At 37.5% G+C, this 23,560-nt stretch carries 32 protein-coding genes and 1 other RNA gene; 19 read left to right on the top strand and 14 right to left on the bottom strand.

Annotation, left to right across the window (positions count from 1 at the left end; all coding sequences use genetic code 11):
• Window positions 1-168: 168 nt before the first annotated feature.
• From glmS to FC84_RS04255, 7 genes are all read left to right on the top strand, one after another.
• Window positions 169-1,983 carry a glutamine--fructose-6-phosphate transaminase (isomerizing) gene (gene glmS, locus FC84_RS04285; RefSeq protein WP_057755959.1) on the top strand — a complete coding sequence of 605 codons (1,815 nt, stop codon included), beginning with the start codon at window positions 169-171 and terminating at the stop codon, window positions 1,981-1,983.
• Between the two features lie 130 nt (window positions 1,984-2,113).
• Window positions 2,114-2,989 carry a DegV family protein gene (locus FC84_RS04280; RefSeq protein WP_057755957.1) on the top strand — a complete coding sequence of 292 codons (876 nt, stop codon included), beginning with the start codon at window positions 2,114-2,116 and terminating at the stop codon, window positions 2,987-2,989.
• Between the two features lie 2 nt (window positions 2,990-2,991).
• Window positions 2,992-3,537, top strand: a complete 546-nt coding sequence (locus FC84_RS04275; RefSeq protein WP_057755954.1) for a GNAT family N-acetyltransferase — start codon at window positions 2,992-2,994, stop codon at window positions 3,535-3,537.
• Between the two features lie 73 nt (window positions 3,538-3,610).
• Window positions 3,611-4,417: a Cof-type HAD-IIB family hydrolase gene (locus tag FC84_RS08970; RefSeq protein ID WP_057755952.1), complete on the top strand. Its 807-nt coding sequence runs from the start codon at window positions 3,611-3,613 to the stop codon at window positions 4,415-4,417.
• Window positions 4,418-5,125 carry a DNA/RNA nuclease SfsA gene (gene sfsA, locus FC84_RS08965; RefSeq protein ID WP_057755951.1) on the top strand — a complete coding sequence of 236 codons (708 nt, stop codon included), beginning with the start codon at window positions 4,418-4,420 and terminating at the stop codon, window positions 5,123-5,125. It abuts the gene before it with no gap.
• 78 nt (window positions 5,126-5,203) lie between these two features.
• Window positions 5,204-5,722 carry a VanZ family protein gene (locus tag FC84_RS04260; protein WP_057755945.1) on the top strand — a complete coding sequence of 173 codons (519 nt, stop codon included), beginning with the start codon at window positions 5,204-5,206 and terminating at the stop codon, window positions 5,720-5,722.
• A gap of 112 nt (window positions 5,723-5,834) precedes the next feature.
• Window positions 5,835-6,569 (top strand): YebC/PmpR family DNA-binding transcriptional regulator, encoded by a 735-nt coding sequence (locus FC84_RS04255; RefSeq protein WP_057755942.1) that lies wholly within the window; start codon window positions 5,835-5,837, stop codon window positions 6,567-6,569.
• Window positions 6,570-6,802: 233 nt separating this feature from the next.
• On the opposite strand, the gene FC84_RS04250 is transcribed toward FC84_RS04255, so the two are convergent.
• From FC84_RS04250 to comGA, 5 genes are all read right to left on the bottom strand, one after another.
• Window positions 6,803-7,309, bottom strand: a complete 507-nt coding sequence (locus FC84_RS04250; RefSeq protein WP_057755939.1) for a competence type IV pilus minor pilin ComGF — start codon at window positions 7,307-7,309, stop codon at window positions 6,803-6,805.
• A gap of 170 nt (window positions 7,310-7,479) precedes the next feature.
• Window positions 7,480-7,920, bottom strand: coding sequence for a hypothetical protein (locus tag FC84_RS04240; protein WP_057755934.1), 441 nt, complete (start codon window positions 7,918-7,920; stop codon window positions 7,480-7,482).
• Entirely contained in the window at window positions 7,921-8,220 is a 300-nt protein-coding gene (gene comGC, locus FC84_RS04235) for a competence type IV pilus major pilin ComGC (RefSeq protein ID WP_057755929.1), read from the bottom strand.
• A 2-nt stretch (window positions 8,221-8,222) separates the two neighbouring features.
• A complete protein-coding gene (locus FC84_RS04230; RefSeq protein WP_057755926.1) occupies window positions 8,223-9,251 on the bottom strand; it encodes a type II secretion system F family protein in 1,029 nt (342 codons plus the stop codon).
• Entirely contained in the window at window positions 9,205-10,185 is a 981-nt protein-coding gene (gene comGA, locus FC84_RS04225) for a competence type IV pilus ATPase ComGA (protein ID WP_057755924.1), read from the bottom strand. Before comGA ends, FC84_RS04230 begins: the two co-directional genes overlap by 47 nt.
• A gap of 194 nt (window positions 10,186-10,379) precedes the next feature.
• Here comGA and FC84_RS04220 point away from each other — a divergent pair, with 194 nt between their 5' ends.
• The 4 genes from FC84_RS04220 to ssrA all read left to right on the top strand — a co-directional run bounded on the left by FC84_RS04220 (window position 10,380) and on the right by ssrA (window position 13,584).
• The gene (locus FC84_RS04220) at window positions 10,380-11,390 is read left to right on the top strand and encodes a class I SAM-dependent methyltransferase (RefSeq protein ID WP_057755922.1); all 1,011 of its coding nucleotides are present in this window, start codon (window positions 10,380-10,382) and stop codon (window positions 11,388-11,390) included.
• Between the two features lie 20 nt (window positions 11,391-11,410).
• The gene (locus tag FC84_RS04215) at window positions 11,411-12,604 is read left to right on the top strand and encodes an acetate/propionate family kinase (RefSeq protein WP_057755920.1); all 1,194 of its coding nucleotides are present in this window, start codon (window positions 11,411-11,413) and stop codon (window positions 12,602-12,604) included.
• A gap of 20 nt (window positions 12,605-12,624) precedes the next feature.
• Window positions 12,625-13,086: a hypothetical protein gene (locus FC84_RS04210; RefSeq protein ID WP_057755917.1), complete on the top strand. Its 462-nt coding sequence runs from the start codon at window positions 12,625-12,627 to the stop codon at window positions 13,084-13,086.
• 130 nt (window positions 13,087-13,216) lie between these two features.
• Window positions 13,217-13,584: a transfer-messenger RNA gene (gene ssrA / locus FC84_RS08875) on the top strand.
• Between the two features lie 124 nt (window positions 13,585-13,708).
• Here the strand turns inward: ssrA and FC84_RS04205 are convergent.
• Window positions 13,709-14,806 carry a site-specific integrase gene (locus FC84_RS04205; protein WP_057755915.1) on the bottom strand — a complete coding sequence of 366 codons (1,098 nt, stop codon included), beginning with the start codon at window positions 14,804-14,806 and terminating at the stop codon, window positions 13,709-13,711.
• A gap of 187 nt (window positions 14,807-14,993) precedes the next feature.
• Between FC84_RS04205 and FC84_RS04200 the strand changes: the two genes are divergently transcribed.
• Window positions 14,994-15,782 carry a hypothetical protein gene (locus FC84_RS04200; RefSeq protein ID WP_057755913.1) on the top strand — a complete coding sequence of 263 codons (789 nt, stop codon included), beginning with the start codon at window positions 14,994-14,996 and terminating at the stop codon, window positions 15,780-15,782.
• Here FC84_RS04200 and FC84_RS04195 read toward each other — a convergent pair.
• The 6 genes from FC84_RS04195 to FC84_RS04170 form a co-directional block, all read right to left on the bottom strand.
• A complete protein-coding gene (locus FC84_RS04195; protein ID WP_057755910.1) occupies window positions 15,779-16,447 on the bottom strand; it encodes a hypothetical protein in 669 nt (222 codons plus the stop codon). The genes FC84_RS04200 and FC84_RS04195 overlap by 4 nt on opposite strands.
• 96 nt (window positions 16,448-16,543) lie before the next feature.
• Window positions 16,544-16,864, bottom strand: coding sequence for a DUF898 family protein (locus tag FC84_RS04190; RefSeq protein WP_057755907.1), 321 nt, complete (start codon window positions 16,862-16,864; stop codon window positions 16,544-16,546).
• A 38-nt stretch (window positions 16,865-16,902) separates the two neighbouring features.
• Window positions 16,903-17,685: an Ltp family lipoprotein gene (locus FC84_RS04185; RefSeq protein WP_057755904.1), complete on the bottom strand. Its 783-nt coding sequence runs from the start codon at window positions 17,683-17,685 to the stop codon at window positions 16,903-16,905.
• A gap of 103 nt (window positions 17,686-17,788) precedes the next feature.
• Entirely contained in the window at window positions 17,789-18,265 is a 477-nt protein-coding gene (locus FC84_RS09080) for an SHOCT domain-containing protein (RefSeq protein WP_057755890.1), read from the bottom strand.
• Window positions 18,266-18,363: 98 nt separating this feature from the next.
• Window positions 18,364-18,765, bottom strand: a complete 402-nt coding sequence (locus FC84_RS04175) for an ImmA/IrrE family metallo-endopeptidase (protein WP_057755889.1) — start codon at window positions 18,763-18,765, stop codon at window positions 18,364-18,366.
• 13 nt (window positions 18,766-18,778) lie between these two features.
• Window positions 18,779-19,135 carry a helix-turn-helix domain-containing protein gene (locus FC84_RS04170; RefSeq protein WP_057755886.1) on the bottom strand — a complete coding sequence of 119 codons (357 nt, stop codon included), beginning with the start codon at window positions 19,133-19,135 and terminating at the stop codon, window positions 18,779-18,781.
• Window positions 19,136-19,403: 268 nt separating this feature from the next.
• On the opposite strand from FC84_RS04170, the gene FC84_RS08870 reads away from it, so the two are divergent.
• Window positions 19,404-20,099 carry an antA/AntB antirepressor family protein gene (locus tag FC84_RS08870; RefSeq protein WP_083479523.1) on the top strand — a complete coding sequence of 232 codons (696 nt, stop codon included), beginning with the start codon at window positions 19,404-19,406 and terminating at the stop codon, window positions 20,097-20,099.
• A gap of 31 nt (window positions 20,100-20,130) precedes the next feature.
• Window positions 20,131-20,346, top strand: coding sequence for a hypothetical protein (locus tag FC84_RS04160; protein ID WP_057755884.1), 216 nt, complete (start codon window positions 20,131-20,133; stop codon window positions 20,344-20,346).
• A gap of 99 nt (window positions 20,347-20,445) precedes the next feature.
• Here the strand turns inward: FC84_RS04160 and FC84_RS04155 are convergent, their stop codons facing one another.
• Together FC84_RS04155 and FC84_RS09025 are read right to left on the bottom strand one after the other, a co-directional pair.
• On the bottom strand, window positions 20,446-20,694 hold the full coding sequence (locus tag FC84_RS04155) for a hypothetical protein (protein ID WP_057755881.1): 249 nt from the start codon (window positions 20,692-20,694) through the stop codon (window positions 20,446-20,448).
• A gap of 33 nt (window positions 20,695-20,727) precedes the next feature.
• The gene (locus FC84_RS09025; protein WP_164477387.1) at window positions 20,728-20,871 is read right to left on the bottom strand and encodes a hypothetical protein; all 144 of its coding nucleotides are present in this window, start codon (window positions 20,869-20,871) and stop codon (window positions 20,728-20,730) included.
• Window positions 20,872-21,019: 148 nt separating this feature from the next.
• On the opposite strand from FC84_RS09025, the gene FC84_RS04150 reads away from it, so the two are divergent.
• The 5 genes from FC84_RS04150 to FC84_RS04130 all read left to right on the top strand — a co-directional run bounded on the left by FC84_RS04150 (window position 21,020) and on the right by FC84_RS04130 (window position 23,558).
• Window positions 21,020-21,214, top strand: coding sequence for a helix-turn-helix domain-containing protein (locus FC84_RS04150; protein WP_057755878.1), 195 nt, complete (start codon window positions 21,020-21,022; stop codon window positions 21,212-21,214).
• Window positions 21,215-21,226: 12 nt separating this feature from the next.
• Window positions 21,227-21,547: a DUF771 domain-containing protein gene (locus FC84_RS04145; RefSeq protein WP_057755872.1), complete on the top strand. Its 321-nt coding sequence runs from the start codon at window positions 21,227-21,229 to the stop codon at window positions 21,545-21,547.
• 13 nt (window positions 21,548-21,560) lie between these two features.
• Window positions 21,561-21,743, top strand: a complete 183-nt coding sequence (locus tag FC84_RS04140) for a hypothetical protein (RefSeq protein ID WP_057755868.1) — start codon at window positions 21,561-21,563, stop codon at window positions 21,741-21,743.
• Between the two features lie 154 nt (window positions 21,744-21,897).
• Window positions 21,898-22,641 (top strand): ERF family protein, encoded by a 744-nt coding sequence (locus FC84_RS04135; protein WP_057755866.1) that lies wholly within the window; start codon window positions 21,898-21,900, stop codon window positions 22,639-22,641.
• On the top strand, window positions 22,641-23,558 hold the full coding sequence (locus FC84_RS04130) for a DUF1351 domain-containing protein (RefSeq protein ID WP_057755865.1): 918 nt from the start codon (window positions 22,641-22,643) through the stop codon (window positions 23,556-23,558). Before FC84_RS04135 ends, FC84_RS04130 begins: the two co-directional genes overlap by 1 nt.
• Window positions 23,559-23,560: the final 2 nt, after the last annotated feature.

The raw sequence follows: 23,560 nt of genomic DNA, 5'->3' as shown, positions 1-23,560 counted from the left end.
TAGCTAGAGTAGTGATTGTTGATACGACCATACCAATATCTATTGTTTAAATAGACCAATTTAAATATATGTATTGACAACATTATTTTAAAGCAATAGAATGGCAGATGTACCAATCTTATAAATTTAAAATATTGATATATACCAATTTAGAAAAGGTGATTAATAATGTGTGGAATTGTCGGTGTAGTTGGGTCAACTTCAACAACGGATATTTTATTAACAGGACTTAAACGATTAGAATATCGTGGCTATGATTCAGCTGGCATTTATGTTAACGATCAAGTTGGTCATGATTATTTAGTTAAGACCGTTGGAAAAATTGCTAAATTGGAGGCAGCTTTAACGCCAGAGGTTCAAGGAACAGTCGGTATTGCCCATACGCGGTGGGCAACGCATGGTCAACCCAGCGTTGCTAATGCCCATCCGCAATTTTCAACATCGAAACGTTTTTATTTGGTTCATAATGGTGTCTTGAATAACTATCACGAATTGATTGACCAATATCTCAGCGATGTTAAGCTGGCAAGTCAAACCGATACAGAAGTCATTGTGCAATTAGTGGCCCATTTTGTTGAAGACGAGGGTTTAACCACCTTGGCTGCTTTTCAAAAGACATTGCAACTTTTAGACGGTTCCTATGCCATTTTATTAGTGGATCAAGCTCATCCCGAACAAATCTTAGTTGGTAAAAATAAGAGTCCTTTGTTAATCGGTGTCGGTGACGGATTCAATCTAGTAAGTTCAGATGCGTTGGCTACCTTTGATCAAACTGAAAATTATTTAGAACTTCGTGATCAGGAAATGGCGATTGTTCAAAAGGACAATGTTAAAATTTATGATGCTCAAGGTGTCCAACAATCACGAACGATCACGCAAATTAAAATCGATCATTCATCAGTCTCAAAAGGCAGTTATCCTACTTTTATGCTCAAAGAAATTGATGAACAACCAGCTGTGATGCGACGAATTGCTCAAGAATATTTTGACGAAGAACGACAAGTGACGGTTGATCAGGATTTATTGACGGCTTTAAGTGCGGCTGATCGTTTGTACTTCGTTGCGGCAGGGACTAGCTACCATGCTAGTCTTGTTGGGAAACGTTTGTTTGAAAAGTACACGGAGATTCCTGTCGAAGTTGGTGTTGCTAGCGAGTTCGGCTATCACTGGCCATTGTTATCAAAACGGCCATTTTTTGTTTTCTTATCACAAAGCGGGGAGACAGCCGATAGTCGTCAAGTTCTAGTTGAAGCTAAGCGGCGGCATTTGCCAGTGCTGGTGATTACTAATTCTGCCAACTCAACTTTGGCACGTGAAGCAGATTACACATTATTGCTACATGCTGGCCCGGAAATCGCAGTTGCTTCAACCAAAGCCTATACTGCCCAAATTGCTGTCGAAGCAGTTTTGGCTAAAGCTCTGGGTGAAAAGCTGGCCATTCAAACGGCTGTAGATTTCGATTTACTAGGACAACTGGGCTTAGCCGCTAACGGCATGGAAACTTTGGTTGCTGAGAAAGACACTTGGTCTGAATTAGCGCATGATTATTTACAAACAGCCAATGACGCTTTTTATATTGGTCGTGGTGTTGATTATGACGTCAGCTTAGAAGCTGCTTTGAAATTAAAAGAGATTTCCTATATGCATACGGAGGGTTTTGCAGCTGGCGAATTAAAGCATGGTACGATTGCCTTAATTGAACCTGGTGTTCCGGTGATTGCCTTTATTACGGAACAAGCAACGGCCGCTCACACACGAGGCAATGTTCAAGAAGTTGTGGCGCGCGGGGCAAAAGTCTTAGTCATTGCTAATCAAGACTGCCAAGATGCTGCTGATCAAATTATTTTACCAACCTTAACAACAGAATTAATGCCGCTACTCACTGGCGTTTGTGGTCAATTATTAGCCTATTATGCCACTTTACAACGGGGCCTTAATGTTGACCAACCTCGTAATTTGGCAAAAAGTGTGACTGTCGAATAGCGTTAAGTTTAATAATTGACTCGTTAATTTAGGGCTGCTTACTGCTTATTTTTGTTAATACACTGTACTTTTTAAAGTAATCCAGTAAAATGAACATAAACATTAAGATAGATGCTGGGAGAAAACAAACATGAAAACGGCTGTATTAACAGATAGTGCTTCCTCTTTTACGCCTGCTGAAGCAGAGGCGATGAATGTTATCATGTTACCAATCACGGTTATTTTTGGTGATCAAGAATATTTAGAAAATGTCACCATAACTGCACCTGAATTTTACCGCCGATTACATGATGAAGAACAATTGCCAACTACGGCACAGATTACCATGCACCAAATGCAAGAAGCGTTTGATCAGCTAAGTACAGCTGGCTATGATGAAGTGATATGTATTAATTTATCTAGTGGTATCACGACTTTTTATGAGAATCTTTGTGCTTATGCACCAACTGTTACCAATATTAAGGTTTATCCTTTTGATACTAAGATCGCTAGTGCAGGTGAGGCTGATTTAGTTCGTTATGCAGCTTATTTGGTCGAACAAGGTGAGCATGCAGCAGAAATCTTGCCTAAATTGGCAGATTTGCGACAAACGATTGGGCTTGATTTTATCGTCGATAATTTATCTCATTTATTACGGACAGGACGGATTTCTAATACAAGTGCTTTGATTGGGAACTTGCTACAAGTCAAACCTATGTTGACCTTTGATGAAGCGGGTAAAATTATTGTTGATGGTAAAGAACGCACAATGCGGCGGGCCTTTGCTCATGCGCTAAAGGATTTCGATCAGGCTCAAGCTGCAGCTGATTATCCATTACAAATTACAGTAATTGATGGCAATGTGCCTGAAACGGCTGCAGAATGGGTAACTCAATTACAAGAACGAGACAGCCAACTAACGATTATTCAAAGTCATTTAGGACCAACTTTAGGGGTTCATACCGGTGAAGGCGTCATGGGGCTATTGTGGTCGCGTGATTGGCGCCGTGAATTAAAGGAGAAATAATCATGTTTTGCTACCAAGTAGATGCTGAACTGCAATTAGCCATTCCCCGCTTAAAAGATGCCGAGGCTGTTTTTGCCCTAATTCAAAAGGATCGCGAATATTTGGCTAAATGGTTACCGTGGGTGAAACAAATGAAGTCGGTTGAGGCCGAACGTGACTTTATTAAAACCTCACTAGCTAATTTTGGTTCCGGGAAAAGTTTGAATTTGTTGATTTGGTATCGAGGTCAATATGCTGGTAATATTAGTTTCAATACCATTAATTCAGAAAATCATTCAGCAGATATTGGTTATTTATTGGGGCAAGATTTTCAACATTTGGGTATTATGCACCGCAGTGTTGCAGCCTTATTGGCAATCGGTTTTACTGAATATCAGCTTGAAAAAATCGTGATTAAAGCGGCGACTGGTAATCAGCCCAGTAATCAAGTTATCCAAAAACTAGGTTTACATCATGATGGCATTGAACGCCATGCTGAGATGATTAATCAGCAATGGTTGGATTTAGATGTTTATTCTATTTTAAAAAGTGAATGGCAACACGCATAGTTAACTCAAAAAAGAACCGTTCTTGTTATAATGAACGTGTTCTTTATTTTTTTAGAATTGGAGTGTCATTTTAATGATTAAACTAGTTGCAATTGATATGGACGGCACCTTGTTAAATTCCAACCACGTTATTGCCCCACAGAACATACCCGTGATTAAAAAAGCGAGTGCCAGTGGTGTTAAAGTGGTTTTAACAACTGGTCGGCCTTTATCAGGCTTGCAATCAGAACTCAAAACCCTAGGCTTGGTTGATTCAGATCAATATGTGGTCGCTTTTAATGGTTCTTTAGTTCAAAGTGTGACTGGTGAAATTTTGTCTAGTACGGTTTTTGATTTTTCTGATTATCTTGAATTAGAACAATTGGCTAATCAGTATCAAGTTCATTTGGACATTGAAAATAATGACGCAATTTATACAACGAATCATAATATTAATACGACAGTTAGCACAGAGTCCTATTTATTAAATTTACCAATTAAAATTCGCGGTTTAGCCGAACTGCCACAAGATTTATTGATTCCTAAGTGTATGTATATTGATGATCCAGCCAAAATTGAGCGCTTTGTTGAGGAGATACCATCATCAATGCAGGATCGCTATAACTTCTTGTTATCGGATCGTGGTTACATTGATGTCGCACCTAAAGCCGCTACTAAGGCAAATGGTCTGCAAAAATTAGCAAACGCGCTAGATATTAAAGCTGACGAAATAATGGCAATTGGTGATCAACGCAATGATTTATCAATGTTAAATTATGTCGGCCTGCCTGTGGCAATGGGTAACGCTATCGATGATGTTAAAGCAGTCGCCAAATTTGTAACGGGTACTAATGATGACGGCGGTGTAGCTCAAGCACTAACGAAAGTTCTGGGTAATTAAATGGAATATCCTGAAGTTAGTTTAGCGACCTTTTGTCAACGACCTAATCGCTTCGTTGCGATTTGTCAGCTTGCCGATCAGCAGGTGATTGTACATGTTAAAAATACTGGTAAATGTCGAGAATTATTAATTTCTGGTGTAACCGTGGCCTTGACCCATAGTCGTAACCCCAATCGCAAAACTGCTTATGATTTAATCGCAGTCAATAAAAATGGAAATTGGATTAATATTGATTCGCAAATACCCAACGATCTTGCAGCGACGGCGTTAAAAAGCGGTCTGATCAGTTTGCCAAATGTGCCACCGGTGAAATCTGTTCACCGTGAAGTTGTTTATCTGAATTCACGTTTGGATATTGCTGGTACGCTAATGGATGACAGCCCCTTTTTTGTTGAAGTGAAAGGAGTAACGCTTGAAGCAAACGGCTTGGCGGCTTTTCCGGATGCCGTGACAACCCGAGGCCTCAAACATGTGCAAACTTTACGTGAGGCGCAAAATAATGGCTATCATGCTTTTTTATTGTTCATTGTTCAAATGACAGGCATGCACGCCATGACGATTAATACCAAACTGCAGCCGGAACTAGCAACAGCTATTCGGTTAGCGCAAGCAGCTGGGGTCCAAGTTTTAGCTTATGACTGTCAAGTAACACCGGCTACAATTACAGTGAATCAACCGGTCATTTTTGATTTGGAACGGGACTATTAGGGCTACTTTTAAGTGTTATCTTCAATATGCTAGAATTAAACTATGAACTATTTTTAAAATAAAGCTGAGGAGGTTATGATGAGTCGTAAATGGGAACGAATTTATTTTGGTTTAGCAATAATGATAATGATTTTAATTTTTATTAGCTCATCAATGACTTACCATCAACAAACGGTAACACCTGAATTAGGGCGATTAAACTTAAATTGGCTACATCGTTGGTTAGATCCGGTTAAAATTAATTATGCTGGCAATATTTATTCTGTTGAAACAGAAGGCTTAGTTGGTATGATTGAATTTTTACTGCGTAAGTTAGCACATTTTGGTAGTAATTTTTTGTTAGGTTTATTTGCATATTGGGGTTTCACTAGTAAAGTTCCCAATAAGTGGTTTAGAGCAGTGTTAATCTGGTTAAGTTGTACGGGTTATGCAGCATTTGACGAATTTCACCAGTTGTTAACCGGTGATCGCACGCCAATGATCCAAGATGTGATGTTAGATGCCACTGGGGCATTATGTGGTGTCATTATCGCGACGATTGTTATGATTATTTTAGAAGCTAAAGCCAACAAGAAAAAACTGTTGGCTGCAAAATAAAAATGACGCTAAAGATTGATGGATTGCCCAGCTAGGCTTGCGCTGACAGTCTGATTTTGATATGATTAATAACGGTTTTAACCAAGTTTGTTAATGAAAGAAGGAGAAGCGAATGTCAGGACATTCAAAATGGCATAATATCCAAGGCCGTAAAAATGCACAAGATGCTAAACGCGGTAAAATTTTCCAAAAATTATCCCGTGAACTATACATGGCTGCAAAGAGTGGTGATCCTGATCCCGCAAACAACGCTTCATTACGCTTGGTGATGGATAAAGCACGCGCTGCCAATATGCCTAAAGACAATATTGAACGCGCCATCAAAAAAGCGCAAGGTAGCGATGGTGAAAGTTACGAAGAAGTTACTTATGAAGGCTATGCACCAGGCGGTGTTGCTGTTTTAGTTGAAGGTTTAACTGATAACAAGAACCGGACCGCATCAAGTGTTCGAGTTGCCTTTACTCGTAATGGCGGTAATTTAGGTGCCACTGGTTCAGTTAGCTATATGTTTGATCGTCGTGGTTATTTTGCAATTGACCGGACAACAACAGATGCTGACGAAGATCAAATGCTAGAAGATGTCATGGATGCTGGTGCTGATGACTTACAAACTTCTGATGAAGCTTTTGAGATCTATACTGATCCTAAAGATTTCACAGCAGTTCGTGATTCTCTTCAGGAAAAGGGTTATCAATTTGCAAGTTCAGAATTGACAATGGTTCCTGAAAACACAACGCCTGTTCCTGCAGACAAAGTTGAACAATTTGAACGCATGATTGATCTTCTTGAAGATGATGATGATATTCAAAATGTTTACCATGCTGGCGAATTACCAGACGAAGACTAATTTAGTTTATGTATGAAGGATTGAGACATTGTCTCAATCCTTTTTTGTTTCAGAGCAATTTTTTTAACTCCTTGTTCTGATGTTGGTAATAAAAATATTGATTCTGCAGATTATCATTTTGCTGCCGGTAATAGCTATGTGCGTAACCAATAATCAATACACAAAACGTCATGATCATTAAGGTTAACAGCGTAATGCTACCTTGAGCTTGTTGCTGACTAGTCTGGGAGTTGCTACTCGTTGGGTGCTGTTTTTTTATGTTTTTGTTGCTTGCTGACATCTGTTTTGTCCTTTTCAGATACGGGATTAATTAAGAATCCGTAAGTGTTTTGCTCGTGGTTCATTGTTTCAAGGGTACAAGTTAGTAGTGGCTGTTGATAAGCAAATTCAACTGTTCGAATCTGATAAAATAAGGGCATGTAACCGAGACCAGATTCGTTACCAAAAACTAAATTAAAACCACCACTACCATATTTTTTGTTCAAGTTATAAGTTTTACCATTATGATGCTTAACGCTTAATTTTTTTGAATTAGAATGCTCTGTTTGTAAATCCGCCTGTTTTAAAAATTCCTCGAGTTGAATGGCAGGTATCCCGGGATCCTCCTTGAGTTTGGTCATCTTGTTAGTCATAGTTAAGCCTGTTTTTAATGAACATACGGCTAACTGACAAATTAATAGTAGAATGAATACGCTAAAAACAGTTTCAATTAAGGTGAAGCCGGTACGTTTACGCTTCATTAGCTGCCACTCTCTCTTTTAGTTGGAGATTTTCTTGTCGGACTTCCACTAACTTGTCTTGGGAGATTTGGACCGATTTTTCACCACTAATGATTGTTTGGGCTAGTGCCAAACTGACTGCAGATAAACTTAAAAGACAGAACATGCTTTCTACGAGGATAAAACCATTTCTACGATGCAGATTTGACATTTAAGCGCCCCCAATATAGTTGTGCTGTTAGTTTATAATCACCACCACGATTATTTAGAAAGACAATGGTCATCGGCTTTTTGGATTTACCATCAACAATTGATGCTAAAAAGGTTGCATTACTGCCAAAGGTAATTGAATCAGGAAACTGAACAACTCGCTGCCAGTTACACTTTTGTGTTTCAAAACAGACCGTTTTATCAGGATTATATTTCACATAGACAACAGTTTGGTGAGTAACACTATAATTAACGGCACTATCCCAGGCTCGTTTATAAGCAAGAACGGCCAACTCTTCACTGAGCTTTGGGGAGGGTGTTCGATAATAGTGGCTACCAATCAACAGCAAGCTAGATAATATAAATAAAGTTAATGTCATTTCGATTAAAGTAAAAGCTGGTAGTAAAATTCTTTTGGTCATCTATTTGGCGATTTCAAGTTCCATTTTGTTAGCTTTATCTGCCTGTTCTTTGGTGATATAACCACTGTTTTGCAAATCACCCCAAGAAGTAGGTTGACCATTCTCACTTTCATAAAGCATGACTTGAGTTTCCATATTTTTGGCAAAGGCTGCGTCAACACTCTTTTGTGCAGAGCCTTTTTGCTGATTTAAATTGGGTAGCATGACGATTAAGAGCATTGCAATAATAAGTAAAACTAGACTCATTTCAATTAAGGTAAAAGCGCTGCGTTTTTTAGAATGTGTTGATAAAAATTTCATGGTTAAATTCCTTTCATAATGTCGTAAATTGGCATCAAAATTTGTAAATAAAGGGCACCGATAATCAAGGCAATCACGATAAATAATAGGGGTTGAACTTGTTCAATCAGTGTTTTCAGTTGGCGCTCCAGTTCTGCAAAGTTTCGCTGCGCTAAAACATTCAATTCTAATGTTTTAAATGCTTTAGTATCGCCTTTAGCCAATAAAAGTTCTAATTCTTGGGGGAGTAGGGGATCTTGTTCAATGATATTAGTTAAGGTTGCGCCCTGTTTTAGCTGTTGCGTAACATTTTGGGCGATGAATGTTTGCAGTGACTGATTATTAAAGCTTGTCATAAAAGTAAGAATCTCTTGAAGTGAGAGTCCGCTGCCTAGTAAATGGGCGAGGTCTGTAAATAAGATAAAGTTATAGTAAGCACGAAAGACTCTTTTTAATACTGGAAGTTGTAATACGAGATAACGCCATTTTTTACGAGAAATTAGTCGACTGACAATTAAAAGAATGACTACCACACTAACTATTAAAATCACAGGCCACATCAGTGAATTTGAGCGTTGATTTGCTGGTAATAGACTTTGCAATTGTGGTTTTAGCACTAATTGAATAAAGATAACTAAGCCGCTCATCATGATGAGTAAAACGATTGGATAGGCCATTAAACTGCGCAATTGTTTTACTTGCTTACGCTGTTCCCGTAAAAAGAGCGCGTTATCTTGACAACAAGCCGCCAGATCACCGTGCTGATCGGCAATTTCAAGCTGCATGATTAAGTTAGGTTGGTCAATAATAGTGGCCAGTGTCTGGGCTAAGCTAGAGCCGTTATTTAATGCTTCTTGCATGATGGTTGCTTGAACATGAGAAATAATCATTAACCGTTCGGCAAACACGATAATATCCTGTGCTGGATAGCCATTATTTAATAATTGACCACTAAGTTCTAGTAGTTCAATCGTCTGTTCTGGTTTTAACTTTTTGAACTGATACTTAACCCCATAGATAATCTTGTAGCGTTTGTTCCGTGATAGTGCCATCTTTTTGTGCGGCTTGCAAATCTGTCCACCAATTATGCAACTCATTGCTGGGTTTATTAATGGCGGCAGTAATCAGATCGGGCGGTAGCAAATCTAAGGCAATTTTAAGTGTTTCGTCAGCAGTAGTGGGAATTAATCTTTGATAGCAACATGCGGTTAGTGCGTTTGTAAGCGATGAATTATGAACGCCTAGATCTAATAGTCGCTTAATAACGCCACTTGCTGAGCGTGCGTGCAGTGTTGCTAAAACCAAATGACCACTTAATGCGGCTTGGACTGCAATAGCAGCTGTTTCTTGGTCTCTAATTTCACCGATGACAAGCACATCCGGCCGTAAACGCAAACTGATTTTTAACAGCGCTGGATAAGTCATTTGCGCCTCTTCATTGACTTGTAGTTGGATAAAGTGCGGCTCCACAATCTCGGTTGGATCTTCAATCGTTAAAACCGTTGCTTGTTGACTTAATTCCTGAGCTAAGTGATACATTAGTGTCGTTTTACCAGACCCAGTTGGTCCAGCAAAAACTAATAATCCACGTCGTTTTAGTAGTTTGTGCAATTCTTGATAACGTTCTGGATTAATAAACGCGCATGATTTTGTTTCTTGTGCTAATAGTCTAACGACGAGCGATTCACGATTAAGATAATCGCCAACTGTTGCTAATCGTAGGTCAATGCTTAAATCATCTTGCTGATAATGCCATGCGCCAATTTGCGGACGTCGGTGTTCACTTAGATCCATTTGCGCTTGGAATTTCAAATAATTAATCATAATTTGTCCTTGTTCGAGTGATAATTCAGCAAGTAACGTTGTTGCTAAAATATTGCGTCCAATTAATTGCCAACCAGCCAATTGGGGCTTAAAAAATAAGTCGTGATATTCTTTGGCTACGGCCGTTCTGATTAATTCGTGAACATCATTTGCAATTGTCACATTTTCACCTCCTTCATGAGTTAAGTACACCATAAAATTCAAAAGTAACTTGAAAGTTAAGAAAAATCGTTTAAAATAATGAGAGTTATGTAAATCTTACTAACCGCGATATAATCGTTTTGAAAATGCTTGCATATCGATAAAGTTATCGGTAAACTAAAACGTAGGCACTAGTGATTGGAGTGACTTTTATAATGGATCCAAAGAAAATTCAAAGTCCCTATGAGTTGGTTAATCAAGCAACTGAAGTATTAAAAGAGGCACTTAAAACAGATTATTTATCAGCTTTAAGTGAAACTTTGGATAATTTACAGCAACGTGAGGTCCACGTTGAAAATGGTGCACCAACACCAGAAACAGTTCAAAAACTGAACCAGCTATATCAACAAATTGAGCTTGCAAATCTCTCGAAAACAGAATTACTGGCGCTGTTTCAATTGTTGTTGATCCGCTGGCAAAAAGTTGATCGTCCTAATGCTAATTTACAAGCAACACCAGGTTCAATTGGTCTTGTTTTAAGCTTACTAATCAATCTTTTTAAAACTGATCAATCTCAACCACTTGTGATTACAGACCCAGTTGCCGGTACTGGCAATTTATTATTTAACATCGCACAACAATTTGCTTTTGAGAAACGTGAGTTATCGTTATTTGGAATTGATAATAATGATGATTTACTAGCACTAGCCGCTGTATTGGCGGATTATTTGCACCAAGATGTGACCTTAATGCATCAAGATGCACTGACACCTTGGTTATTACCAACTCGGCCAGATGTTGTAGTTGCTGATTTGCCAGTAGGTTATTACCCAGTTGATTCACGGACAGAAAAATTTGATTTAAGAGCAAAGAGTGGGCACTCTTTTGCTCATTATTTATTGATAGAACAAAGCATGAAGACTCTAGCACCAGGTGGACTGGGCTTATTTATTGTTCCTGCTAATTTGTTTGAACAATCTGAAGCAACGGATTTACTCCACTGGGTGACGACAAAGGTTCATTTGCAAGGCTTATTGAGTTTACCGCATGGTGTTTTTCAGGATAATGCGGCGCAAAAGGCAATTTTAGTTTTACAAAATCATGGCGGCCAAGCTAAGCAAGCTAAAAATGTCATGATGGCGAATGTTCCCGACTTGAATAACATCACAGAGCTACGCAATTTTGCAGGTCAACTCAAGAGTTGGTCCCAAGAGAACCATATCTGATAAAACAAGGAGAGTTTAGCATGGTAAAAGTTTTAGCTATTAACGCAGGAAGTTCAACATTAAAATGGAAATTGTTTGAAATGCCTCAAGAAACTGAAATTGCTTCAGGAATGGTTGATCGCTTAGGATTACCTGGCTCCAAATTTATTGTGAAATTTAATGGTCAAAAAACCAAAGAAGATATTGATATTCCTAACCAAGACGTTGCGGTTAATTTATTATTACAACGTTTGTCAGAATCTGGCATTATTGATGATATCAATGAGATTAAGGGGGTTGGCCATCGCGTTGTTGCTGGTGGTGAATTCTTTAAACAATCTGCAGAAGTAACACCAGAAAATCTAGAAAAAATTCTTGAGTTAGCTGATTATGCGCCTTTACATAATCCTAATGAGGCTAAGGGGATTGAAGCCTTCCAAAAAGCTTTGCCTGATGCTAAAGAAGTCGCAGTTTTTGACACGTCATTCCATACATCAATGCCTAATGTTAACTATTTATACAGTTTGCCATTGGACTATTATAAAGAATATGGTGCTCGTAAATATGGTGCCCATGGGACTAGTCATCGTTATGTTTCTCAACGTGCCGCAGAAATCTTAGGTGTTCCTTTAGAGAGTCAAAAGATGATTACCATGCATTTAGGTAGTGGTGCTTCAATTACAGCGATTAAAGATGGCAAGTCTTTTGATACTTCAATGGGCTTCACACCATTAGCAGGATTAACCATGAGTACGCGCTCAGGTGATATTGATGCATCGTTAGTTGCCTACTTAATGGAAAAATTAAATATTCAAGATATCAATGACATGATTAATATTTTGAATCAAAAATCTGGTTTACTGGGTATCTCTGGACTTTCGCCAGATATGCGTGATTTACTCAAGACGCGTGAAGACCGTCCAGAATCACAATTAGCAATTGATATTTATGTTAATCGCTTAATTAAATACATTGGTAGCTATGTTGCTGAAATGAACGGTGTTGATACATTAGTCTTTACAGCAGGTACAGGCGAGGGCTCAATTCCTATTCGTAAGATGGTTGTTGAACGTTTAGGCTTTATTGGTGCTAAATTAGATGAAGAAGCTAATAATGTTGAAGCTGAAGAACGCATTATTTCAACTCCAGACTCTAAAGTCAAAGTTCTAATTGTGCCAACAAATGAAGAATTAATGATTGTCCGTGATACGGTGCAATTGACCGGGTTAGTTTAAGAAAGTATTGAGGTTCCTTTATGTCCATAAATTTTTTAATTATGGCGCTACTAATTTGCTTGTTTGATTTGGTTATTTTGCTATTAAATTACACTAAGCTTAAATTTCGCACACCATTTACCATTTGGCGTGCTTTAGCCGGCATCATAATTGCACTTGCGATTATTTTATTGACAATAAATTCAGGCCAAACGGATTTTAATCGTCAGATGGTTATGATGGCGATTGCTTTGACTGCTTTAACGTGGGGACTATTGCGTAAAGGAATTGGTGAGAAGTATGTTTTGGTTTCCCTTAGTGTCAATGGTTTAATGGATTGGCGCAATATTCGCTCGATTAAGGTTGAATCAAGTACAAACAGTCATTTAGTAAAAGTGACGACAACCGACTTCTTAAAGCGATCGCGTATTTTAAAATTACAGGGTGAAGTCGAAGAAATTCGCACTTTTGCCGCAAATAAAATTAAGCAAAATCAACTCTAATGTAAAAAGGTTCAATCCGTTTAAAGGATTGAACCTTTTTTAATCAGATAAATTTTTCAAGTGAAATAATGAACTCGTTGCACTAGAGTGTTATTTTAGAGCGAGGCGTGCTATAATATTTAATGAATTCGGGGGCGTTTCGGATTCGACATGTGTATCTGCGCGTGAATTGCACTTCGTAGGTTACGTCTACGTTAAAACGTTACAGTTAAATATAACTGCAAACAAAGAAAATTCTTACGCATTAGCTGCCTAAAAACCAGCTAGCGTGATCCTGCTGGGTTAGCCTAGAACTCAGATTTAGGGTCTCAAATTGAATAGGCTACGCTTGCTTGTGCCGTTTGAATAAGTAAGAAGAGATGATCAAGCTCGTCAATAATGGTTAGCCATGCGGTGCGGCGCGCATTATTGATTAAATTTTAAATTGTACAGCTATAAGTGTAGATGTTGACGTGGCAGTATGTATGGACAGGGGTTCAAGTCCCCTCGCCTCCATTTTAGTAATAATAAGAATGTTTTTACAAAAATAGAAACCTTGATAAATCAACGTTTATCGGGTTTCTATTTTTGTATGTTGTATTAAAAAATATAAAAAAATAAAATCATTTTGGACAAATTTTGGTCAATTTGGTCGTAATCCATCTAACGCTTTAATTATCTGCTCATCTGTCTTAGCTTTGTATTCATCAATTAGATAAGCATAAACTTGAGCGGTGATTGTCATGTCATTATGACCAAGACGTTTTGATATTGCATAAAGATCTATTCCTTGGGACAGGAGATAAGCCACGTGTGAGTGACGGCAACTATGGAAATGAAAACCGCTACGTTCTATATTGAGATGTTTAAGTATTTTACGAAGTGATTTATTTACCGCTGTGGAAGTAGGGACAGCACCTTGATTAACGAATACTCGATTTAGTGGATCATCTTTTGGCAGTCCATCGATAATGTCTAGCAGCCATTTATCGACAGGAATTGTTCGATATGATGATTCGTTTTTAAGCGGTTCGAATTGTTTCTTAACATCATGCCAAGACCGTTTAATTGTTATTGTGCTGTCTTTAAAGTTGATGTTGTTCCAAGTTAAGCCACCGATTTCACCGGGGCGCATACCGGTCATTAAGGCGGTTAAAATCATATACTGTGATACATATTTATGACTAGCATTATCAACGATATAAGCAACGATACTTTTGATTTCATCAATACTTAGATATTCGATTGTCCAGGTTCTTTTTGGGTCGTAGACAATTTGTGTTCCTTGAATAAAATCACGTTTGATAACACCATCATAGACAGCGTTTCTAACACAAGCATGGTAGAGTGAGTTGAGTTTAGATATTGTAGACTTGGAGTGATCTGCTCCAAAATCATTGAGGAAATGTTGATAGTCTTCACGACTGATTTCTTCAATTGTTTGCGTAGGGAAGTGCTTTTTGAGATGCATTAGCGCATTTTTATAAGTAATCTTTGTACGATCGCGAATTGTTGGTTCTTTATAAATCTCGTACCAGTTTTTAAAGTATTCTGAGAACAGCTTGGGCGCGGTACTGCTTAGCTCACCATTGATTGCTAATACTTCGTTCTCATTAGCAAATAACTGTGCTTCTTTCTTAGTAGCAAAACCACCTTTTGATTTAGTTTTAAACTCGCCGTCTTTATCCTTAAATGAAATACGAGCTTCCCATTTTTTGCCACGTTTTCTAAAACTTGCCATGGTAGATCACTCCTAATCTGGTATAATTAGGGTACACAAAAACTGCATACCTGTATGTATGTTTCTGTTGCTGCCATGTCCTGTTACTTTGCCGAGTGGGGGATATGGCTTGTTATTTATCCTCAATACAAACATATGTTCTTGGGAATGATTTTCATGTATAATTAAATTGAAAGGGTGAAAAAACATGAAGAACTGGAATACTATAAAACTAATTGTGGTTACTTTGATTGCTATTGGTCTATCTTTTTTAGGTTTTATAACCCCAAAAATTAATAGTCAGTTAATATCTGGCATATTAACATTGATTCCAATTTTAACTGCTCTTTTTCAATATTATTATGATAATCAAAACGATTTTTTTATATTGGTTCAGAAAACACTTCAGTGGTTTTCTAATCCAAAAATTGATTGGAAACAAGAATTAGATTTTACATTTATGGATGAGAATTTGAACAATACTTTTTTTAACGATTATACTAATGAACTAGTTGAAGAGCTGAAGAAGAAAAGGCTAAATGCAAAACGTATAGATGATCCAAAAAGTTCACAAAACGAAATATTAATTAATAATCCTGGAGAACAAAGTCTAAAACTTAGTTTTGCTGAAACCAGTGAAGAAGATACTTATCAGATTTACGTTCAATACTCCGCTTCGTTCTCTTATCGTAATCGTCTTAAGGGTGTTGACCAATTGCAACAAATATATCTATTGGCCACTGCAGCACCAAATAATGTAGATTCTACAAAAACGCGATTGAGAATAAACTTATTCTTTGAGAAGGGCAATCCATTTTACGGATATCTTCTTCGAACCAATGGTGCTACCGACGTATCAAATTTTAATTTACAATTTATAATCAACTCTAAGGTTAACGCAAAAGTACAAAAAGGGTATATACAATTAAACTCAGATGATTTCAAAGCATGTAGTGATGCTCTTCGACAATTAGTTGTTTTACAAAATATTAATTAATTATTGCCTGTCACATATCGATAAGTCGTGTATATAAGATTGATTTTTTCGTAATTGCTTAGTGGCTGGTGTGCATTTATTAGTACAATAGCTCCTTTTTGTGAGAAACCGATTGAACGTGCGATATTATCGATGTCTATTGAGACACCAAGGTATGTGGCGGTATGGTCTTCTATCGCTTGAACAACATCGGGTTGATTTTTGACACCTAATCCCATGTAACCTTTTGCTGTCAACCCTGAAACATTAGGTGAGAACCATGCTTGTTTAACAGATGCAAGTCGATTTGATATTCTATCAAAATCGAATTGTACAGCATTCAAGGACACTTTATCATCCAATACCTCATTTATTTTTTTTAAAAAAGCACTGACGACTTTTGATGAACCAACAGCAATTAGCATTGTTCTCCGTGAATTTACATAAATATTAAATTCATTGTGAACGTCATATTCTTCATAGGGATGTGTACCTATGAAAATTGTGGTTTTATGTGTTTGTTGCTGGACGCAATGAAATGTATTCCAATTCTGATTTCCGAAATTAATTATCTCATCACTAGGAGTAATGGTTCCGTATTTGGTAGTATTTGTTTTGCTTTTTTGAATATCAAGTGCTTGATCAATATTAAATTGATTGATACTTTTGAAAGTATAGGTCATCATATCGTAAATTCACCCTCAATTATTAAAAAATTATTTTTCAAAACACCCACCGTCGGAATCGAACCGGCGCACGTCACCAGAGTGGGGGAAGGTGATTTAATTGATGAAGGATGTATTCTTTGCTTTCCAGTCTTCCAACTTTATTTGAACCCAGAAAGAATAAATACCTAATGTGATGATACTTAGCAAGAGCCATTTAATCCAATTTCCAAATAGTCCAATCGCACTGCCGCTAAATTTCATTCTGTGACCATCAATTACCGTGTGGTTGATTTTCCAACCATATATCATTGTTATCGCCCAAGGATAACAAATACCCAATGTACATATTGTAATTAGCGCTCCTAAAAGCGACCATCCAATTAATTGAAGTAGTCCGCCATCAAAAAAAGAGCTTCTACCATTTCTTGTTTCCATGTTTTCTCCTATTTTTATATCTACGAGCTAAGTAATTACTACTTATCTAAATTTTGAATTGCATAATCTGCTTCTGCCTGGGTAAATTTTTCACCTGATGAAGAAACTAATTGTTCCTTGATAGCATCTGTGGACATATTCATTTCTGACTGATAGGTCTTCGCTGTTGCTAAAGCCGCTGCATTGTAGTCAGCTTTTAAGTGATCAACGGCATATTGAGCTTCTGAAGCTGCAAACTTTTCACCAGCATCAGATGTTAACTGATCATAAACACCAGCTTTAGATAGATGCATACTAGTAACATATGTTTTTGCGGTTTCTAGAGCGTTTTTATTCCAGTCTGCTTTCACTTTTGAAATAGCATAATTAGCAGCATCTTCTGGAAAACCCTCGCCAGCATCAGATGTTAACTGATCATATAGGCCGTTTTTTGAAAGATGCATGGTAGAAACGTATGTTTGTGCGGTTGCTAATGCATTGGTAAACTCAGTCGAAACTTCGCTACTTTCTTTTGAAGATGATTCTTCTTCGGAAATTGCGGTTGATTCTTCGCTAGAAGATTCTTCCTCTGAACTTTCTATTGGTTCTTCACTATAAGAGTCATCCGTTTCTTCGGATTCTTCTTTATCAGAAATTTTGCTTGATTCTTCTGTTTTGGCTGCTGATTTGTCGTCTTCATCAGATGAACCACCCATTTGTGATCCAATGCCGCCTACAACCAAGACAACTAAAATCCAGAACCAAACACGTTTGTAGAAAGGTTTTTTAACCTTAACTGTGTATTGTTTCCCATCATCACCCGTAATCTTTTTCTTTGCCATAACTATTCCTCCTGTACCAGCCTTCTGGTATAATTAATTTTGTAACAAGCGTTATGTTTTTATTAGCCGTCCTCGTGCCCAGCGCAGACGGCTTTTTTATGTTTTAAATTCCTAAAATCTGTTTTTTCTTCGAATTAAATTCTTCTTGAGTAATAATGCCATCGTCTAAGAGTGACTTAAGGTTTCGAAGATCATTTATTTCAGTGGGTTTCCTGTCTGTTTCTGTTTTATAATATGAAAGCCGTTTGTCAACATATCTATAGAATTCTTCGGTCTCCTTAGCAAAGCTTTTTTTAAAAGCACGCAGAATTACTGCATTTGGGTCTTTAGAAGCATCTAAATTAGTTTGACCTGTAATACCAACGCTTTGACTAGTTGCCATCTCTGGATTGACAACAAATTGAATATAGCCATTAGCCAATTTTGATGGTTTTTTATACTCAATTGAGATTAGGTCTTTATAGAAGAACTTCTTATTACCTTTATTTCCCTGGGTTATAAAGCCGCCAAGAGATTTTCTAGAAATTTCAACATAATCGTCATAAGCAATTAATACGCCATTCGTTCCTTTTAATTCCATCCTTTGACCTCCAGTATCAAAACCTATTTTGATATAATATATTTGTTCAAGTTATAACGTACTCTACTCGTTTGCGGCGGTAGGGTATTTTTTATGCTTTAATAAATGCCGTATTCTTTCTGAACTTCTTCAAATGTTTCTGGCAAACGGTCGTTATCTTCAACATAGAGAAGTCCTATTAATCCGACACCAAATTCATTGGCTTCATTTTCTAGTTTGTCATGACCACTTGTAATTCCTGTATAGTAGCTATTTAATCCCTCATGCAGAATTACGTGTCCCAATTCATGTGCCATTACAAAATAGCGTTGTGGTGAATACCGTAGAGAATCATTTAACATGACGATCGGCAGCTCTTTATCATACATAGTTTTACCAAGCGGCATTTTACCAAGGACAGCATAATCTACTTCTATATTTAAACGTTCTGCTATAACGAATGGGTCGGCAGTGTGGTAACGATTAATAACGGCCTCAATGGCTTCTTTAATTCGATCCAAATATACTCGCCACCTAGTCGTGCTTATGACGATTCCAAAAAATCTGCGTCATAGCAATTTTCAATTTTTCTTTTTCTTCTTGAGTAAGATCGTCGCCGCCGTAAGTCATGCTGTCGGCGTTGTTCTCAAGAAATTCTTTTAGATCATGAGTATCCTGATCATTTGCCCATTCTGGAGTGTCGTTTTTACCAAGTAGGTAATCGACAGTAACACCAAGGACGTTAGCGACTGCTTCTAAATTAGAAGAATCAGGAGTACGCTTTTTCCACCCATAAATAGTAGTTTCACCAAGACCAGCTTTAGACGCGACAGTACGTAAACCTAAACCGCGCTTTTTAGCGAGAGAACTAATTCTTTCAAATATTGTCATATCAACATTTCTCCAAACTTTACCAAAGAAATGTATTATTCTGAATAATAAAGTGTTGCATTTTTGTATTCAGTATTATACAATAATCTTTGTTAAGAAATACAGTTAATAAATAAGGCAAATTAAAACAGTTATTAATCAACTTGGCAGGCGACGAATAACGTTTTTATTGCTTATTTAACTATGAACTTATTGTATTCCACTGCATACAAAATTTCAATAGTTTTCTTAACAATGTTTAACAGAAAATACAAAGGAGGATAAGTTGATGAACGAATTAATTAAAGTAACAACGAATGAAAATGATGAACAGTTAGTTAGTGCACGAGATTTGCACAAAGGTCTAGAAATAAAAACGCGTTTTAGTCAGTGGGTTACACAAAATTTCAAAAACTTCCGTGAGGGTATCGATTATAGCTCCGTAGTTACAACTACACGGCAAAATCAATATGGCGGTATTAAGCAAATAAATGATTATGCAATCACCACAGAAATGGCTAAACATATCGCAATGATGACCGGAACTGAAAAAGGATATGAAATACGAGACTATTTCATCAAAGTTGAAAAAGCTTGGAACAATCCAGAAATGGTTGTCCAACGTGCATTACAAATTCAAACACGCAAGGTTAAAAAGCTCGAACTTGAGAACGAAAGAATGAAGCCCAAAGCTGATTATTTCGATGATTTAGTTAAACGTAACTTACTGACCAACTTTCGAGATACGGCAAAGGAACTTCATATAAAACAGAAAAAGTTTATTGATTGGTTACTGGATCATAAGTATGTATATCGAGATAAACGTCGTCAGTTAAAACACTATGCAAAATATGATAATGATCTATTTGAATTTAAAGAGTTTGCAAGTGAGTGGACAGATAAAGCACATTTACAGTCGTTGATAACGCCCAAGGGTAGAGCAACATTCAAACTTCTGCTAGAACGGGATAGCTTCAACGAATAATTGTTAACAAAAAATACAAAGGAGGCCAATAATGTTTATCCGAACAGAAACAAATGAACGTGCTAAAGCGATTCTTTCTTGGCTTGGCGCTCATAAAAAGCAAGAAACACAAACTACATTAGCAAAACAATTTGGTAAGTCTAGAACATTTGTAAGTTTATCTTTGAACGCACAGTCAGTTACCAAAGCATCCGAATCATTAGTTAATGATATTTACGAATATCTGCAAAAGAAATATGGCTTTTAGGAGATGAGTAAAATGAATAAACGGCAGAAAAAGAAAAGACTCAAACAGATGTTAGCACCATCGAATGAGTCTTTTGGAAAAGCAATTAATTTAAAAAAACTAAACGGAATAATTTTGCCACGGAATTTGCTCAACGTAGATACCGCTCAAGAAGTTGACAATATCAGGCCGTCCTAAGTATTTGTAACCATCCGTCGTTTGTTCAGCTAGTATGACGGGTCTCGGAAAATTAATTGGCGCCTGGTTTTGTATTGATTGAAGATTTTGTTGAGTTAGATAACCAGGTTTTACCTGAATTATTGAAAAATCAATGCCTTGTTCGTTAATAACAGCTCCAGTAAACTTCATATTAATTCACCACCTTATATTGAGATAACTAAATTATTTTTTGTGAGATTTTGCTTGAGCCAGAGCACTACCAGCTACAGATTTACTAGTTTTACTAGTACGACCATCGCGCAAAATTTTTGACGCTTTTTTAGCAACTTTTGAAGAAGTTGTTTTACGGCTTGAAGATTTTGCCATCTGTTTCACCTCGATTTAATTGAATTAAACGTTTCCTGAAGGAGGGATTGTTCACTAATTATTATAGTGCCATAACTATAAAGTTTCAACTATATGTTGTGTTTTAAAAAATATTGTAACTATATGTAGTACGAAAGAGATGACAATTATGAACGTTTCCACAACGATTAATAGAGTTTTAGAAGAACATCACATGACGGCTTATGGATTATCTAGAAAAACAGGATTACCAACAGCCACTATTTATCAGCTTGAAAAAGGAATATCTAAAGACGTTAAGCTATCAACACTAATTAAAATCGCTGATGCATTAGATATTAGCTTAGATGAATTTAGAAAATAGGAGGTGGGAGCAATGCCTCAAACAATTAAGGCAACAGCAACGATTGAACTACCATCAAATTTCAAAGTTGTTGACACTAGCCAACTCGGTAATGGTGATTCGTTACTCGGAAAGACTTGGAACATCGCGGATTTAAGAGCTTGGACAGGCAACAAATCTAAGGCTTGGATAGAAGATAACATTCTTTATAACCCTAAATACAGTCGTGAGATACAAAAAATGTATGACGACAAATTGATCATTCACTCAGGCAGAAAAGGCAGTCCGTGGAAATTTAAAGCCTACGAAATGGCTAAGTTTATCGACAGACATTGGAGTGAGTTTAATTGGTAAAAGGAGCGTTCAGATGAAACACACAAAATTAATGTTAGCAATCGCAATGTTATTGGTTGGCATGATTGTTCCAATTAATTTGCGAGATGGACTCAGCGATCTATTATTCGGAGCAACTTTCATGTGGATCATCGTCAATCAAGAGGCGTTCTTCGGCAAGAGCACAAAAAAAGCTACCACTCACCGGCATGAGTAGTAGCCAACAAACAAAAACATTATTCGTGGTAATTGTACCACATGGAGGCTAGTTATGTATAAGCAATCTGATATTGATAGGGCGCAAGCAACGTATGAACGTAATCAGCTGCGAAAAGCAGAGGAGTATAGCATTGAAACGGATGGTGACGATAATGACGAGTGACAATCTTGCCAAAGCATTGATCAACGTTCAAAAAGATTTAAAACCAGTGCCGCGAACACAAGAAAATCCATTTGCTGGAACTAAATATGCCAGTTTGGATGACATTATGGCGGTGTTGCGTCCGTTATTGGTTGAGAATGATTTAGCTTTAGTCCAGGATCCTGTCACAAAAAAAGAAGGTGATACTGTGAGTATCGGTATTAATACGGTGTTGATTCATTCAAGTGGCGAACAGATGTCATTTGGTCCTTTGTTTATGATATTGGAAAAAGGCGCCAAGATGAACATGGCACAATCTGCTGGCTCAGTAATTACGTATGCTAAACGCTATGCAATCAGCGCGATTTTTGGAATTGTCACTGATGATGATACAGATGGAGTACAGCCACAAGTAAAAGCACAGCAACGATCATCCAAACGGTCAGCACAGTCTAAACAACCAGTATCAAATGAACCGCTAGCATCAAAAGAGCTGCAAAAAAAGATTAACGACGCGGCGACTGCTATTTGCACACTCAGCAATAACCGCACCAATGAATATTTCAAGAGCGTGCTGTTAGATGCGCAAAAGGCTGGCGGTTACAACAATCTCAAGACCGCCACACAAGCTCAAGCCAATAAGGCATATGAGCATCTCAAGGCATTCTATAAGCAAGTTAGGCATAATCAAGGGCTTGATCAAGCAACGAAACAAGCAGAACAACAAAGTCAAGTGCACTGGGGGCAACAATAATGGCAAATGAAATTATGTTAGAACGGCCGGTTGATTTAGATTTCCAGCCGGCAAAGTTAGAGTTTACGAATTACGAGGAATTGAAGGCGTTAGTTGAGAAATACGCTGATCGATATAAAAATTTGGTCTTTACACGAGAAAATAAATCATCAGCAATCAAAGCACGCACTGAATTGCTATCAATCGTCAATGCCATCGAATCTAATCGTAAAAACGTTAAGCAAGTCTACAACAAACCATTGAATGAGTTTGAGCAACAAATTAAGGAACTGACAGGTTCAATCAATGAACCACTGAACCAAATTCGTTCTGGACTAAAGGAAATTGATGACAACGAAAAGCAAGAACGCCAAGACGTTTTAAATCGCATTTTAAGCAAGTTAGTAGAGAGTAAGTCAATTACATTAGACGACGTGCAAATTGACGCTAAGTGGCTGAATAAGGGCAATTGGAACGACAAATTGCGACCGATTACTAAGCTGCAAGCCGAACTCGAACAAGCTGTTGATGAAGCTGTCAAAGTGAAGCAACAACGTGAGACTGACCTTAAGATTTTGACCGAATTTTGCAAAGCCAAAGATATCGATCCAGTTGGTTGGGTTAGTCAACTTGATTTTAAATCGGTTACCGAGGTTATGGACTTAATCAATACCGACGTTGAACGCAAACGTAAGATTGCTGAAGGACAAGCCGCTAAGCAACAAGAATTTGAGCAACAGAAAGCACAACAAGAAGCGGTTGTTGAAGAAGCAGCTGATTCTGAAGAAACGCCAATACCAGATGATCCGCTAATTACTGACGTTATTCAAGTGACTGGCACATTGAGTCAGCTTAACGGTCTTAACAAATATCTTGTTGAACACGGCATTCAAGTTGCCATGGTTAACGAAAATACGACCGATGATTTGCCATTTTAGTG

Source organism: Lapidilactobacillus dextrinicus DSM 20335 (assembly GCF_001436095.1).
Lineage (GTDB): Bacteria > Bacillota > Bacilli > Lactobacillales > Lactobacillaceae > Lapidilactobacillus > Lapidilactobacillus dextrinicus.
Note: the sequence above shows the minus strand (reverse complement) of the source record. Positions and strands in the feature narration are given on the sequence as shown.

Excerpts from the sequence above, each read along its gene's own strand:
- FC84_RS04280 (WP_057755957.1), top strand. The coding sequence starts at position 2,114 with ATGAAAACGGCTGTATTAACAGATAGTGCTTCCTCTTTTACGCCTGCT.
- FC84_RS04275 (WP_057755954.1), top strand. The coding sequence starts at position 2,992 with ATGTTTTGCTACCAAGTAGATGCTGAACTGCAATTAGCCATTCCCCGC.
- FC84_RS04160 (WP_057755884.1), top strand. The coding sequence starts at position 20,131 with ATGTTTATCCGAACAGAAACAAATGAACGTGCTAAAGCGATTCTTTCT.
- FC84_RS04140 (WP_057755868.1), top strand. The coding sequence starts at position 21,561 with ATGAAACACACAAAATTAATGTTAGCAATCGCAATGTTATTGGTTGGC.
- FC84_RS04185 (WP_057755904.1), bottom strand. The coding sequence starts at position 17,685 with ATGGCAAAGAAAAAGATTACGGGTGATGATGGGAAACAATACACAGTT.
- FC84_RS08870 (WP_083479523.1), top strand. The coding sequence starts at position 19,404 with ATGAACGAATTAATTAAAGTAACAACGAATGAAAATGATGAACAGTTA.
- FC84_RS04215 (WP_057755920.1), top strand. The coding sequence starts at position 11,411 with ATGGTAAAAGTTTTAGCTATTAACGCAGGAAGTTCAACATTAAAATGG.
- comGC (WP_057755929.1), bottom strand. The coding sequence starts at position 8,220 with ATGAAATTTTTATCAACACATTCTAAAAAACGCAGCGCTTTTACCTTA.
- FC84_RS04210 (WP_057755917.1), top strand. The coding sequence starts at position 12,625 with ATGTCCATAAATTTTTTAATTATGGCGCTACTAATTTGCTTGTTTGAT.
- FC84_RS04195 (WP_057755910.1), bottom strand. The coding sequence starts at position 16,447 with ATGATGACCTATACTTTCAAAAGTATCAATCAATTTAATATTGATCAA.
- FC84_RS04155 (WP_057755881.1), bottom strand. The coding sequence starts at position 20,694 with ATGAAGTTTACTGGAGCTGTTATTAACGAACAAGGCATTGATTTTTCA.
- glmS (WP_057755959.1), top strand. The coding sequence starts at position 169 with ATGTGTGGAATTGTCGGTGTAGTTGGGTCAACTTCAACAACGGATATT.
- FC84_RS04205 (WP_057755915.1), bottom strand. The coding sequence starts at position 14,806 with ATGGCAAGTTTTAGAAAACGTGGCAAAAAATGGGAAGCTCGTATTTCA.
- FC84_RS04240 (WP_057755934.1), bottom strand. The coding sequence starts at position 7,920 with ATGACCAAAAGAATTTTACTACCAGCTTTTACTTTAATCGAAATGACA.
- sfsA (WP_057755951.1), top strand. The coding sequence starts at position 4,418 with ATGGAATATCCTGAAGTTAGTTTAGCGACCTTTTGTCAACGACCTAAT.
- FC84_RS04255 (WP_057755942.1), top strand. The coding sequence starts at position 5,835 with ATGTCAGGACATTCAAAATGGCATAATATCCAAGGCCGTAAAAATGCA.
- FC84_RS04145 (WP_057755872.1), top strand. The coding sequence starts at position 21,227 with ATGCCTCAAACAATTAAGGCAACAGCAACGATTGAACTACCATCAAAT.
- FC84_RS04200 (WP_057755913.1), top strand. The coding sequence starts at position 14,994 with ATGAAGAACTGGAATACTATAAAACTAATTGTGGTTACTTTGATTGCT.
- FC84_RS04150 (WP_057755878.1), top strand. The coding sequence starts at position 21,020 with ATGAACGTTTCCACAACGATTAATAGAGTTTTAGAAGAACATCACATG.
- FC84_RS08970 (WP_057755952.1), top strand. The coding sequence starts at position 3,611 with ATGATTAAACTAGTTGCAATTGATATGGACGGCACCTTGTTAAATTCC.
- FC84_RS04130 (WP_057755865.1), top strand. The coding sequence starts at position 22,641 with ATGGCAAATGAAATTATGTTAGAACGGCCGGTTGATTTAGATTTCCAG.
- FC84_RS09080 (WP_057755890.1), bottom strand. The coding sequence starts at position 18,265 with ATGGAATTAAAAGGAACGAATGGCGTATTAATTGCTTATGACGATTAT.
- FC84_RS04230 (WP_057755926.1), bottom strand. The coding sequence starts at position 9,251 with ATGGCACTATCACGGAACAAACGCTACAAGATTATCTATGGGGTTAAG.
- FC84_RS04260 (WP_057755945.1), top strand. The coding sequence starts at position 5,204 with ATGAGTCGTAAATGGGAACGAATTTATTTTGGTTTAGCAATAATGATA.
- FC84_RS04250 (WP_057755939.1), bottom strand. The coding sequence starts at position 7,309 with ATGAAGCGTAAACGTACCGGCTTCACCTTAATTGAAACTGTTTTTAGC.
- FC84_RS04170 (WP_057755886.1), bottom strand. The coding sequence starts at position 19,135 with ATGACAATATTTGAAAGAATTAGTTCTCTCGCTAAAAAGCGCGGTTTA.
- FC84_RS04135 (WP_057755866.1), top strand. The coding sequence starts at position 21,898 with ATGACGAGTGACAATCTTGCCAAAGCATTGATCAACGTTCAAAAAGAT.
- FC84_RS09025 (WP_164477387.1), bottom strand. The coding sequence starts at position 20,871 with ATGGCAAAATCTTCAAGCCGTAAAACAACTTCTTCAAAAGTTGCTAAA.
- FC84_RS04190 (WP_057755907.1), bottom strand. The coding sequence starts at position 16,864 with ATGGAAACAAGAAATGGTAGAAGCTCTTTTTTTGATGGCGGACTACTT.
- FC84_RS04220 (WP_057755922.1), top strand. The coding sequence starts at position 10,380 with ATGGATCCAAAGAAAATTCAAAGTCCCTATGAGTTGGTTAATCAAGCA.